The organism is Stenotrophomonas riyadhensis (genome assembly GCF_040256885.1).
In the GTDB taxonomy this organism is placed as follows: domain Bacteria; phylum Pseudomonadota; class Gammaproteobacteria; order Xanthomonadales; family Xanthomonadaceae; genus Stenotrophomonas; species Stenotrophomonas riyadhensis.
In genome coordinates this window covers 4,328,736-4,341,134 of the sequence record NZ_CP155568.1, presented here as the reverse complement: position 1 = coordinate 4,341,134, position 12,399 = coordinate 4,328,736, and the positions used below count along the sequence as shown (strand labels likewise).

11 protein-coding genes and 1 pseudogene are annotated in these 12,399 nt (G+C 60.7%); 8 read left to right on the top strand and 4 right to left on the bottom strand.

Translation table 11 applies throughout. The annotated features are described in order from the left end of the window. Positions 1–26: 26 nt before the first annotated feature. Together SriyCCGPB3_RS20065 and SriyCCGPB3_RS20060 are read left to right on the top strand one after the other, a co-directional pair. On the top strand, positions 27–416 hold the full coding sequence (locus tag SriyCCGPB3_RS20065; RefSeq protein WP_350259672.1) for a hypothetical protein: 390 nt from the start codon (positions 27–29) through the stop codon (positions 414–416). 24 nt (positions 417–440) lie between these two features. Beyond that, on the top strand, positions 441–737 hold the full coding sequence (locus tag SriyCCGPB3_RS20060; protein ID WP_164161961.1) for a hypothetical protein: 297 nt from the start codon (positions 441–443) through the stop codon (positions 735–737). A gap of 7 nt (positions 738–744) precedes the next feature. Here the strand turns inward: SriyCCGPB3_RS20060 and SriyCCGPB3_RS20055 are convergent, their stop codons facing one another. After that, positions 745–2,250: a YifB family Mg chelatase-like AAA ATPase gene (locus SriyCCGPB3_RS20055; RefSeq protein ID WP_350259671.1), complete on the bottom strand. Its 1,506-nt coding sequence runs from the start codon at positions 2,248–2,250 to the stop codon at positions 745–747. A gap of 558 nt (positions 2,251–2,808) precedes the next feature. Here SriyCCGPB3_RS20055 and SriyCCGPB3_RS20050 point away from each other — a divergent pair. From SriyCCGPB3_RS20050 to SriyCCGPB3_RS20030, 5 genes are all read left to right on the top strand, one after another. Beyond that, positions 2,809–2,994 carry a hypothetical protein gene (locus SriyCCGPB3_RS20050; protein WP_164162559.1) on the top strand — a complete coding sequence of 62 codons (186 nt, stop codon included), beginning with the start codon at positions 2,809–2,811 and terminating at the stop codon, positions 2,992–2,994. Between the two features lie 66 nt (positions 2,995–3,060). After that, a complete protein-coding gene (locus tag SriyCCGPB3_RS20045; RefSeq protein WP_164162560.1) occupies positions 3,061–4,353 on the top strand; it encodes an ABC transporter permease in 1,293 nt (430 codons plus the stop codon). Further along, the gene (locus SriyCCGPB3_RS20040) at positions 4,350–5,585 is read left to right on the top strand and encodes an ABC transporter permease (RefSeq protein WP_164162561.1); all 1,236 of its coding nucleotides are present in this window, start codon (positions 4,350–4,352) and stop codon (positions 5,583–5,585) included. The genes SriyCCGPB3_RS20045 and SriyCCGPB3_RS20040 overlap by 4 nt, the downstream gene beginning before the upstream one ends. A 24-nt stretch (positions 5,586–5,609) precedes the next feature. After that, positions 5,610–7,700, top strand: a complete 2,091-nt coding sequence (locus tag SriyCCGPB3_RS20035; RefSeq protein ID WP_350259670.1) for a peptidase domain-containing ABC transporter — start codon at positions 5,610–5,612, stop codon at positions 7,698–7,700. Further along, a complete protein-coding gene (locus SriyCCGPB3_RS20030) occupies positions 7,701–8,747 on the top strand; it encodes a radical SAM protein (protein ID WP_164162563.1) in 1,047 nt (348 codons plus the stop codon). Between the two features lie 201 nt (positions 8,748–8,948). Here the strand turns inward: SriyCCGPB3_RS20030 and SriyCCGPB3_RS20025 are convergent. Further along, positions 8,949–9,523 (bottom strand): annotated as a pseudogene (locus tag SriyCCGPB3_RS20025) (magnesium chelatase domain-containing protein); the annotation flags it as partial. Between the two features lie 262 nt (positions 9,524–9,785). On the opposite strand from SriyCCGPB3_RS20025, the gene SriyCCGPB3_RS20020 reads away from it, so the two are divergent. Next, a complete protein-coding gene (locus tag SriyCCGPB3_RS20020) occupies positions 9,786–10,559 on the top strand; it encodes a carbon-nitrogen hydrolase family protein (protein ID WP_164162564.1) in 774 nt (257 codons plus the stop codon). Positions 10,560–10,940: 381 nt separating this feature from the next. Here the strand turns inward: SriyCCGPB3_RS20020 and SriyCCGPB3_RS20015 are convergent, their stop codons facing one another. Beyond that, positions 10,941–11,486, bottom strand: coding sequence for a cold-shock protein (locus SriyCCGPB3_RS20015; RefSeq protein WP_350259669.1), 546 nt, complete (start codon positions 11,484–11,486; stop codon positions 10,941–10,943). A gap of 48 nt (positions 11,487–11,534) precedes the next feature. Next, positions 11,535–11,891, bottom strand: coding sequence for a hypothetical protein (locus SriyCCGPB3_RS20010; RefSeq protein ID WP_350259668.1), 357 nt, complete (start codon positions 11,889–11,891; stop codon positions 11,535–11,537). Positions 11,892–12,399 lie beyond the last annotated feature (508 nt).

Below are 12,399 nucleotides of genomic sequence, written 5' to 3'. Positions count from 1 at the left end.
TCTGGCAGCGACGCAAGGTTCCCACAATGTTGCTGGGTCATGCTGTCGGCATGGCTCAGGACAACCCCCGATCACCGTTGTTCGGCATACGGAGTCATGGACGGCCCCGGCAGGCGCTGTCCGTGGCGCCTGTGATCGACCTGCAGGCCGAGTACCAGTTCTGGCACGTCTACGAGCGTGTGGTCCGTCCGTTGCCCGGTGGGGGGCTGCGGCTGGCCTGGCTGGTGTGCCAGAAGGTGTACCGGGACCGGTGGCAGCACCCGGACGACAACGACGAGGCGGCGTTGTCGCGGGTGCTGTTTGGCGGGAACATGACGGCTGACCGGGCGTCGGAGCTGGCGGAGCTGCACGCGCTGGTCAGCCGTCGGGTGGCGTTGCTGGCGAAGCGGGGTGTACTGTTCGGACGCGGCCGCTGAACCGCGAATCTGCCGAGAGTTCCGATGGTTCTTCTTCCGGGGCAGTACCGCATCCTGGCGTATCGCGGATTCCATGACCTGCCGCGAATGATGCTGGTAACCGATAGCGCATCAAAGCGCTGGGTGCTTGACTGTCCGTTCGAGGACGAACGGGATGGCTACGCGCCGGTATATCGCGTTCATGCCGTGGATGCTGATATCGCGGGGCCTTCGGAGGTATGGGAGCGTCACACTCTTGGGTTACTGCCCGACATTGGCGTCCTTTCAGTGAATAGCCTGCAGTTTGACGAGACGCGGCGCGCCTCCTTCATCCTGATGTGATCTTTCATCATACCCCCGGCTTTCCCCGATCCAACTGCCGATACCCGATCGCCTCAGCCAGATGCGCGGTCTGGATACCCTCGCAACCCGCCAGATCCGCAATCGTGCGCGCCACGCGCAGAATCCGGTGCATGGCCCGCGCGGAAAGTTGCAGGCGTTCAATTGCTTGCTCCAGTAAGTCCTGATCGGCCTCGCTCAGCTTCGTGCACGCCCGCAGCTCCGCTGGCGGCAGATGCGCATTGAGCCCGCCACGCACCTGCTGCCGCGCATGCGCGGCTTCCACCCGTGCACGTACCGCGGCACTGGGCTCGCCCAGCGGCGTGCTTTCCCGTAGCTCCACAGCATCCATGCGCGCCACACTGATATGCAGGTCGATGCGGTCCAGCAGCGGGCCGGAGACGCGCGCGCGGTAGCGGTTGATCCGTTCATCGCTGCACAGGCAGCGGTTGCTGCGGTCGCCGGCCCAGCCGCACGGGCAGGGATTCATCGCGGCCACCAGTTGGAACCGCGCGGGGTACTGCACGCTGCGTGCCGCGCGGGCGATGCGGATGTGGCCGGACTCCAGTGGCTCGCGCAGGGTCTCCAGCGCGCTGCGGTTCCACTCTGGAAGTTCATCAAGGAAGAGGACTCCATGGTGGGCCAGTGATATCTCACCGGGGCAGGGCGGGTTGCCCCCACCTACCAGCGCCGCCGCACTGGCACTGTGATGCGGTGCCCGAAAGGGCCGCTGCCGCCACCGTCGTGGGTCCAGTCCTTCGCCACTCACCGATGCAATCGCGGCCAGCTGCAGCGCCTCAGTCTCTTCGGTATCCGGCAACAGGCTGGGCAGGCGCGAGGCCAGCAGTGTCTTGCCGCAGCCAGGACTGCCGATCAACAACAGATGGTGCCCACCCGCTGCGGCCACTTCCAACGCGCGCCGTGCGTGCGCCTGCCCGCGCACGTCGGCCAGATCCGGCAGCGGCAATGGCGTCGTGTCCACGCGCTCCACGGGCGGCAGCAGGCGCGGGTTGCCCAACCCGGCGCAGCACTCCAGTAGCGTACGGGCCACCCGCACATCAGCGTTCTCGGCCAAAGCTGCCTCTGCGGCATTGCCCGGCGGCACCACCAGGATGCGTCCGGCTTCGGCCGCCGCAATCGCCGCCGGCAGCGCGCCGGCCACTGGGCGCAGTTCACCGGTCAGGCCAAGCTCGCCCAGGAACTCGTACTGCAGCAGCGACTGCGGATCGACCTGGCCGCTGGCCGCCAGAATGCCCAGCGCGATCGCCAGGTCGTAACGCCCACCTTCCTTGGGCAGGTCGGCAGGCGCGAGGTTCAAGGTGATGCGCCGCTGTGGAAAGTCGAAGCGCGCGCAGAGCAGGGCGGCGCGCACGCGCTCGCGCGATTCGCGCACGCTGGTCTCTGCCAGTCCGACAATCTGGGTGGCAGGCAGGCCGCCAGAGAGGTGCACTTCCACCCGCACCAGCGGGGCATCGACCCCGGCGCGGGCACGGCTGTGGACCAGCGCTAGGCTCATGTGTGGTTTCCTGCAGAGAGGCGCTTGATGGTGCGTTACGCGAACTGCAGCGGACTATCGGGATTTGGTGTTGAGGTGGCTAAGAACATTCCGACCAACTCCGGCCCCGTTCGACTGGCCATGAGTGGTCACCCAATTCCGCTTTCCTCTTAGAACTGCTGGTAAGCGACGCGACAGGATCCGTGATAGCTACCAGCGCTGGAGAAGCGGTGATTGGCGAAAAGTTCCGGCATTAATTTCGAACGCGGCAGGGCCGTACTGAGTGATTACATCCGCCATATGACGTGTTCGGCCACACTTCTCTTCTGCCTCTGACGGCCACGACATCAAGTCATACGCGCCGCCGTCGAACTTAATCCCAACCATTTCAAAGGATTAGCCAAGGAAGCGTTGCCAGGTCCCTCCCAGATAGAGAAAACCTATTGGATGCCTGCCCCAGACAGTGAAAGAAACGAAGCCAGATCACTCGCGAACGGAAGCATCGAATTTGCCGAACTCCGGCAGATCCCCTCGGACTAGAGAGTCCGATGTGGGCAATGACAGCACCAGGGAGATGACATGAACGAGCTGAAACAGCGTGGCAAAGATTGCTATCCATTCGTCTATGACGAGAACGGCCTTTGCGAAGTGCGTGATCCACGTGCCATTGAATTGCTCGGAGCCGGCGGCGTCCAAGCGTCCGGAGCAGTCTGCAAAGTCAACAGCGGAAACTGTGTTTCCGGTTGCGCGTGTAAAGCATCCTGATCGCTGATGGGAGTGCGCCGCCGATCCGGCGGCGCACGTGCCGCATGTAATCGGGGAGATGCATTGATGCGCTACGCGCTTCAGCTCGCGCTGTTGGGAATCGGAAGGTCATGGCTGCTCAGTCTGTTGATTGTCGCTTCGCTGGCAATCGGCATCAGCGCGTTTGCGACCATGCTGATGATCAGGATTGGATTGAGTGCTGATCCTGCACCAGCCGTCAGCCGAACGCTTTATCACGTAGAGCTTGATCTTAGGGATGGCTCATCCCGGGAGTCTGACAACAGACGACTTCCCACAATGGCGCTATACGACGTGAAAGCGCTCTCGGATCGTACTGGAGTGCCGAGCGCAGCGACCTCATCATCCTGGTTGCCCTACAGATCCTACGGTTCGGAGCGTCGAACGGGAATGCTACCAGTACGGGGATTCACCTATGGCGCGCAGTCAGTATTTGATCTTAACCTGATCTCGGGGAGCTTCTGGCGAAGGGAGGATGATGACGCCGGCAGTCGGGTGGCCGTTATTTCCCGTTCCCTTTCCAGGGAGCTCTTCGGAACGGAATCAGCGCTCGGCAAGGAACTGGAACTCGCCACAAGGTCATTCGTGATCATAGGGATCGTCGAGGACTGGAATCCTGCACCGCGATTCCATGACCTTCGTGGAGGCGCATACACGGATAACGAGCGGCTGTACATTCCGTTGTCATCGTGGATTGCGCTTCCGACTGACTATGGAATGGGAGGGATGACTTGTCGGCAAGGTGTTCTTGACGACCCGAACCACCCCTCCTGCGCATGGCTTCAGTTCTGGGTCCGATTGGAAAGTGCCTCCACACTTGATGCATTCCGGGGCGCGCTGAAGAACTATGCGGAAGAACAGATTGAAGGCGGCAGGTCGACTCACGCCTACCCCAATGTGATGTCGTTGTTGGAGTGGCTGGAGATCAATGACGTCGTTCCCGAGGATGTCCATACGCAACTATGGTTTGCGATAGGCATACTGATCATCTGCCTGGTGAATGCTTCCGGGTTGTTCCTTGCTGGATTCGTTGACAACGCCAGGGAAACTGGAATTCGAAGATCATTGGGAGCAACACGGCGGGACGTGGTCATGCAGTTCGCCCTGCAATCGACCATGCTGGGAACCCTGGGCGGCGCCCTGTCCGTTCCATTGGTACTGGTCGGATTCCACATTGTCAAAGGGCTTGCGCCAGAGCACACGGCGCATCTTTCACTTCCCGTATGGCTTCTTCTGCTTTGCCCGGTCATAGCGTTGCTTTCTGCGATGTTGTCGGCCGCAGTGCCTGTTTGGAGGACCAGTCGCCTGCCAGCATCCCTTCTCACTGGAGAAGCGCGATGATGTTCGTCAGTTCGGCAGCAATGACAATGAGATCGCTACGAAAGCACGCCGCTATAGCTGCATTGCTGATCGTCCAGGTCGCCATCGCCATGGCGGTACTTTGCAATCTGTTCACTGTAGTTCTGGATGCGTCACAGCGAAGCAGGACGCATTCGGGTCTCAGCGAGAGCCATATCGCTGTTGTCCAGAACATCGGAATCATCGGTCTGGAGGAGGCTGCGACCAGCTCGGCTGCCGGTTTGCGCGCGATGCGCGCAGTGCCAGGGATAACCATGGCGGCGATCGGTCCAGCGCCATTTGCAGTGGAGCGGGGGGACGTCTACCTGGAGCCCTCCAAGGAGCTATCGGCGGCCAGGCCCTATATCTACTTTGGAAGTGAGAGTCTTTCCGACACATTGGGTGTCTCAGTTCTTCAAGGAGTTGGTCTCAGAACGCTCCGAGCGCCTGCGGTGGAAGACGCACTGCAGGCCGGCGGATCGCTGCACGTTCCCGCTGTGGTAACCAGCAGCCTATCCAAACGTCTATTTCCTGCAGGCAATCCCCTCGGGCGGATCATTCATGCCGAGGTATGGGGTAGCTACCCGATAGCTCTGAGAATTGTAGGAGTTGTCGCCGACTTCAGAAGTGCATCCACGCGCTCGCCAAGCGACAGCGATGCCGTGATTGCGGAAGTGAAGATTGAAAGTGAGAGCATCGGCGGCCTGTATGTTGCCCGGCGAAGTGCCTCCTTTGATCATCGAGGGAAGCAAGGGCTGCTCACCGCGCTCTCCCTTTCGATGCCGGGGTTTGTGCAGGAACCAGTTCGCACAGTGGCCGAACTGAGAGTGAGGAATTTCAGGAAGGATGTGGCGAGATCACAGGTGCTCCTGCTCGTCGCGGCAATCGTGACAGTATCGTCGGCGCTGGGTGTATTTGGTTTGACTCATTTCTGGGTCTCCCGCAGGCGCTGGTCCACGGCGATCCGTCGCGCGCTTGGGGCGTCGCGGCGTGATGTAGTTGTCCTCTTCGCAACCGAGAGTGCACTGATATCGAGTATCGGCGTGCTGGCCGGGATGGGACTGGCGATACTTATGAATCTACTCCTGGGGCGCCAAGTAGAACTTGTTCCGGTAAGTGGGTTGGCCATGGTGGCAGGTGCGGGCGTGACGTTCTTTGGCTGCTCGGTGGCCGCAATCATCCCGGCGTTCAGCGCGGCCAAGGTGGAACCGGCGTTGGCCTTCCGGTTGCGCTGAAATCAGCATCGGCAGGGACAGAGAATGTTGGCGTTCTGGAAGCGATGGAAACGAAGAAGGATCGACGTGGTTCTCCAGTCGGAGTCGACTGAGTGTGGCCTAGCCTGTCTGGCAATGGTTGCATCCAGATATGACAAGCGCGTAACCCTTCGGTGGCTGAGGCGCCGATACATGGTTTCCCTCCGTGGTACGACAGTGGGGCGAATCTCGCAGATTGCGTGCGAACTTGGTCTGCGGCACCGCGTGCTCGCGGGTCAAGCAACAGCGCTTCGATGCATCGAGTCGGAGTGCATCCTGCTGGTCGATGGTGGGCACTTCGTCGTCATGCAAAGAGTGAGCCCGGAGCGTTTCACGTTGCTCGACCCTGCGGCTGGTGAGATTGCAGTGTCCTTTGCCGAACTGGAGAGGCGATTCTCAGGGGCGCTGCTGATGTTCACCGGCGGGAGAAGACAGTGCGAGGAGTTCGCTGTCGAGATCAGTCCTTGGCAGACATTGGCGTCAGAAGTGCGTCATCAGAAGCGCAGGTATCTTCCAATAGTGCTGCTGGCCATTGCGGCAGAGATCCTCCTGGTCGTATCACCCCTCTATCTCCAGTCCATCATCGATGGCCTGCAGATTGCTGATGCGGCCTTCAATCCAGAGCGCCTACTGGTGATCTTCGTCGCCATTGCCGCTGCCAGGGGCTTGGCGGTGGCGTCCCGTTCCATGCTGACCGTGAAGCTCGGAGCGAACATCGTCGGCGCGCTTTCGACGAGAGTCTTCGGGAAGATCCTGAGTCTTCCTCCAGCGTACTTCCTACGTAGGCATCCCGCTGATGTCATTTCCCGACTGAGTTCGGTGCACGAGGTGCAAGAGATCGCGTCCTCCAAAATCGTTGAGTGCTCGGTTGACTCAATTGCGCTGCTCATTCTTCTGGTGGCGTGCTGGTTGCATAGCTCGCTGCTTGCGGCGCTGGCCGCAGCGGGAGTGATTGCCTGCGTCCTGGTGCGCGTGTTCATGTCGGACGATGCGGGCGTTGCCTGCAACGTTCTTTCAAGCCGGCTTTCTTCGCAGGATCGAGAAGTTATAGAGACCGTACGCGCCGCTCAGACAGTCAAGGCCAATGGTGCGGAGCGCGTGAGGGAGATCCGATTCCGTGAAAGCAATGTTGGATTGATCAATGCGAGCACCACGCTTCAACGGATATCTATTGCCTCCAGCTGCGCGAGTGATCTGATTCTTGGCTTGATGAGGGTCGTAGTCGTCTACATGGGCGCTCTTGCTGTCCACGAAGGTTCGATGTCGATCGGTGCTCTGGTAGCGGTGACGATCTATGTGGAGATGCTGGGCCAGCGTGCGAGTTCAATCGTACCGAAGGTCATGGACATACGGATGGCCCGAGTGCACTTGCAGAGAATTTCGGAAGTTCTTTCAGAGGCTGAGGAGGAATGCACGCCATGGGAGGTGGCGGGAATTCATCGGGATTCGCTTTCGATTGGCTGTCGGGATATCGGCTTCCGCTACTCGATTGATGACCCCTGGGTGATCAGAGGCTTGAATGTGAGTATTGAGGCCGGGGAGATGGTGGCAATTGTTGGTCCGTCGGGCGTTGGGAAATCAACGCTGTTGAGAATTCTTACCGGATTGATCCCGCCAACCGAGGGCGTGATGGAAATTGATGGTCGCGGTGTGGGGCGCGGCCAGATTGCCAATCTGCGTAGCCACATCGGCACAGTGCTCCAGCAGGACACACTGCTTTCCGGAACGATTCTGGACAATGTAACGCTGGGTGAAGTTGCGAATGTGGATGAAGCGTGGAGCTGCCTGTGCGCCGCAGGCCTGGACGGCTTTGTCGCGGAGCAGCCAATGTCGCTCGGTACCCAGGTGGGGGATGAGGGGCGCCTGTTGTCCGGTGGCCAGCAGAAGCGGCTCTTGCTCGCACGCGCGCTCTATCGCGTCCCCAAAATTCTTGTTCTGGATGAAACGCTGAGCCAGCTTGATTATGAAGCGGAGCAGCAGATTCTGACAACGCTCCTGGCGCTGAAAATGACCCGTGTCATTGTCACGCACCGGGTATATGCCCTGCCTGAGGATGTACGTGTGATAAGGCTGGGTGGATCAATGGAGGAGGATTGAATGGAAACGTTTCAGGAACGACTGAACAGGCGGTTGGAGCTTACGATCATGCCAACCGAGAAATGCAACTTCCGGTGTGTGTACTGTTATGAGGATTTCGAGATCGGCCGCATGAGGGATCCAACGATCAAGGGGATCAAGGCGCTTGTTCGACGGCGGGTGGAGAAGCACGGATTGAAGGAGCTCCGTGTCGAGTGGTTTGGGGGCGAGCCGCTTCTTGCAAAGATGGTGGTTCTGGATCTTTCAAGGGCATTTCACGCCCATCACTCGTCGGGGGCTCTGGATCTGCTCGATTGCAGCATGACGACGAACGGGTATGAACTGATACCTGAACTCTTCAATGAGCTTGTAGGCCTGGGTGTGAACTTCTTCCAGATTTCGCTTGATGGAGACGCCCCTGCCCACGACATGACTCGCCGATACGCATCGGGAGCAGGAACTTTTCAACGAATCTATGAGAACCTGCTCGCAATGAGGGAGTCTCCGCTGATTTTCACGGTGATGTTGCGTGTACACATCATGCCGGGAAATGAAGAGAGCCTTCGGGACCTGTCGAGTCGGCTTTGCAGTGATTTCGGCGGTGATGAAAGATTCACGATCTATCTGCGCGACATCTCGAACCTGGGCGGGCAAGGGCAATCGCTCGAGTTGATCAGCCATGCCGAGGCGGTGAGGATTTCGAGGGAACTTCAAGCCGACTTTGAGAGCGAAGGGTTCAGGGTCGAGAACGGGGTCGAGACGGAGTTCGAAAGCCAAGTATCAATCTCGGGGCTCTCGGATTCAAATGCGGAACTCCAGGCCATGAGCGTGTCGGGACTGCGGGTCAGTCATGTCTGTTATGCGGCCAAGCCCAACCATATGCTGATCAGAGCCGATGGTCGCATAGGGAAGTGTACCGTCGCGTTAGCAAGCGAAGGGAACGTGGTGGGCGCGTTGGCGGAAGACGGGACGGTGGCCTTGGACCCAGCGAGGATGAAGTTCTGGACACGCGGATTTCTTTCCGGCGACGCGACGGAGCTTGGCTGCCCACTCATGACCCGTAGTTGATGAAGGACTCCTGGCGCGCGATCTCCGTTCTGACGGAAGGTCGTGCGTCGGCTTCCGCAGGCAGGATGAAGGAGCAATCTTTGCCTACTCTGCGCCCTTCGAGTTTGCGCATGGCCATATTCGGCGCTTCAGCTTCTTGCGGGTTTTCAACGGCACGGCACGCTGTACTTTGAACCGCTCGTGTGTGGCAATAGCAGGCGTTGCCAGGCAAGCCTGCATAGCATGCGTAGCAGGCGCTTGCCCATGCGAGCCGGCCAAGTAGGGCCGTGGCAGGAGTGGTGTGTCCACGTGCCCCGCGGGCGGCAGCAGGCGCGGATTGCCCAACCCGGCGCAGCACTCCAGCAGGGTACGCGCCACGCGCATATCCGCATGCTCGGCCATCGCCGCCATCGCCGCCATCGCCGCCGGCAGCGCGCCGGCCACTGGGCGCAGTTCACCGGTCAGGCCAAGCTGCCCAGGAACTCGTACTGCAGCAGCGACTGCGGATCGACCTGGCCGCTGGCCGCCAGAATGCCCAGCGCGATCGCCAGGTCGTAACGCCCACCTTCCTTGGGTAGGTCGGCAGGCGCGAGGTTCAAGGTGATGCGCCGCTGCGGAAAATCGAAGCGCGCGCACAACAAGGCGGCACGCACGCGCTCGCGGGACTCACGCACGCTGGTCTCGGCCAGTCCCACGATCTGAGTGACAGGAAGGCCGCCAGAGAGATGCACTTCCACCCGCACCAGCGGGGCGTCGACTCCGGCGCGGGCACGGCTGTGGACCAGCGCCAGGCTCATGTGTGGTTTCCTGCAGAGGGATGCTCGATGGTGCGACAGGCGTTCCGCAGGGCACCATCGGGCATTGCGGGTGAAACGGCTAGGGGGATTCTGGTCAAGGGCGATCGTTTTCCCTGAACAGACATCGCTGAGCATCAGGAGCTCCCTCACTGAAGCGCCAAGATCGCGCCTCGATCCTCGATGGATGCACTTAACCGGCGGCTGCATAATCAGCGTACGAGGCGGTTCTTACTTCGGCCTGCATCTGAGTGGAGAGGATGGAATGAAGATTGTTGCAGCACAGATGCGATCAGCTCCTGGCGACATCGATGGCAATATCGAACGGCACGTGCACTTCATTGAACTGGCCGCTTCGTGTGAGGGTGCAGCGGTCTTCTTTCCGGAGATGTCGCTGACCGGCTATGAGCCGCGGTTGGCCGAACAGCTGGCAATGACCGCAGATGATGCACGTCTGGAGGTATTCCAATCTCTGAGCGATCGGCACCAGATTCTGGTCGCAGTCGGTGGGCCTTATCGTGGCAAAGACGGGCCGGAGATCGGCATGTTCGTGTTCCGGAGCGGCCAGACACCTGCTGTCTACACCAAGCAGATGCTCCATGGCGACGAACTGCCTTACTTCAGGGCAGGAACTACGCCCCTGTCAGTAACCCTTGGAGAGGAAGTTCTGGTCCCCGCCATCTGCTTCGAGTCGCTACAGATGGATAGCGCATTGCGGGCCAAGGATGCGGGAGCAACGGTCTACGTTGCCAGTGTTGCAAAGAACATGATCGGTATGGAGCGCGCTCACCGCCACTACGCAACAGTGGCGCGGGAGCTTGGGATGACCGTCTTGGTATCCAATGGCGTGGGCCATGCCGATGGATTCGAGATGACGGGAGGGTCTGCCGCCTGGAACAACAATGGTGTGCTGAGATGCAGCGCCGGAACTGGAGACCAGGCGTTGGTGGTGTATGACTTGGCAGAACAGAGCGGTAGTACCGTGGCAGTTCCGGCAGTAAGCATCGCGGGAGCATGGGCCAACGCCCGGGAAACTTGACTGGCAAGCGACTTCAGCAGCTGGCCTTGTTCGAACAGAGTCTGTTCGATCAGATGGTGTCCCTGAGAAACTGGTGTGCCGGCCACGCGCGCGACTTCGTTCAAGAATCCGTTTGAACGAGCCGGCCTTGGATGTCGGCTACATCGCGCAACCGTACGCTGGAGAAGCAAAGGCCTCGGTGTCCATCTGCTCAAACAGCTGCTTCAACAGCTCCAACACAATTCATATGCCAGCGAGCTCTTCCAGATCGCGTAGGACGCCGCCCTTCTCGGGTGCGTGAACCAGGTGGGGACGCTCGGGTTGCGCCGAGACGCTGCCTGGCCACTCGAATCGCGTGCATTCTGGGAAAGTTCGGAGCAACGCAGAAGAAGGTGCTGCGATTCATTCGACTGCCTGCAATGGGCTGCTGGATGGACGAAGCGACGAGGGAGATTTCGGCCAAGGGGGGCCTGGGTCCTTGAATACACACCGCTGCTCATCAGGCACCAACCCAGTGAAGCGCCCAAAACGCGCCTCAACCCAAGAAGGCCCTGCACTTTCCGCCAGCAAATTTCCTTGGCTCTGGTGCAGATCCAGCCAACGCTCGAAGCTGATACGCAGCCGTTCGATATCCGGCGCACGCCACACGGCATCGGCAGGCATGCGGATCAGCACGCGCGAGGGCGCGTTCTCCACGTCCATCACCAGAACGCCCTTGCACCGGATCTCGAAGGACGTCGCCCCGACATGGCGCGCGTGCAGTTCAAAGCCCTCATCAGTCTTCGCGGCCACGAAACCGAGCGCCTCGCTGTGCAGCATCCGATAGTCGGCCGGCCGCAGCTTCTGGTAGGCCCACACCTGGTCGCCCGCGGGCTCGGGCCACCCCATCCACACCGCCACCGTGATCGCGGCGCATACCGCCGCTGCAGCAAGACCGTGCTTCTTCATTCGTCACCCCCACACCCAGGCAGAACGGTAGGCACCGCACGCGGGCGCTCAGTCCTTGGGACGCATCCGCTCGTGGATGAAGGCTGTGAGTGCCATATCGGCCATCACCAGCCCCTCCATCACCCGGTCACCCACGTACTGCTCGGGCCCACCGTTCTGGCGGGTGCGTTCGGCTGCCAGCAGGATTTCCTGCACGATGCGCTGGCCGGTTGCCGCGCAGTCGGCGTCGGACATCGCCATCTGTCGGCTGCGCAACAGGTGGCGCTCGGGCCAGGGCTGGCCGTCGGCCGCAGCACCGGCACCGATGGCGTGCAGGATGGCGATGAGGCTGTTGGGGTCCAGCGCAGGCGCGGGTGACGGCACTTCCTGGATCGGGCGCGGGGGAGGGGAGTGCGGTGTAGTCATGGCGGGCTCCGTGCATGCAAGCAGAAGCCGCCACCGATAAAGGTGGCGGGCAGAGCGTGGCTCGAAAACCGGATGTTGGGAACCGGCGGGTACAAGACCCCCACGCCCCGCCCGCCATAGCCGGCAGACGGATTGCCAGCCGGCACCACGCAAGGTGATGCCGGCTGGCAAGCGCAAACTACTTCCCAACAAAACGGGCTTTCGAGTCCCGACCACCGATGCACGGTGGCGCAGTAACGATTACCTGCTGTTGTTCGGAATGCCAACGGGTTGGGGTCAATGCCGCCAAAACCCGAGACGCTTTTGGCATTGTCGCATAGCGCCGGAAGCGGCGAGAGCCTTGGCGTGCTAGGCGGTGCGGCACTTCTGGAACGGAGTCGTCAGAACCTTCCGCCAGAGATGCAGGGCGCGGCAAATGCGACAGCATGGAGCCGAAGGCAATGTGTGATCGCTCGTGCGAAGGAATCGGTGCGGCGGCCGTTGAAGGGTGCCGCGTACTTCGCCTCCA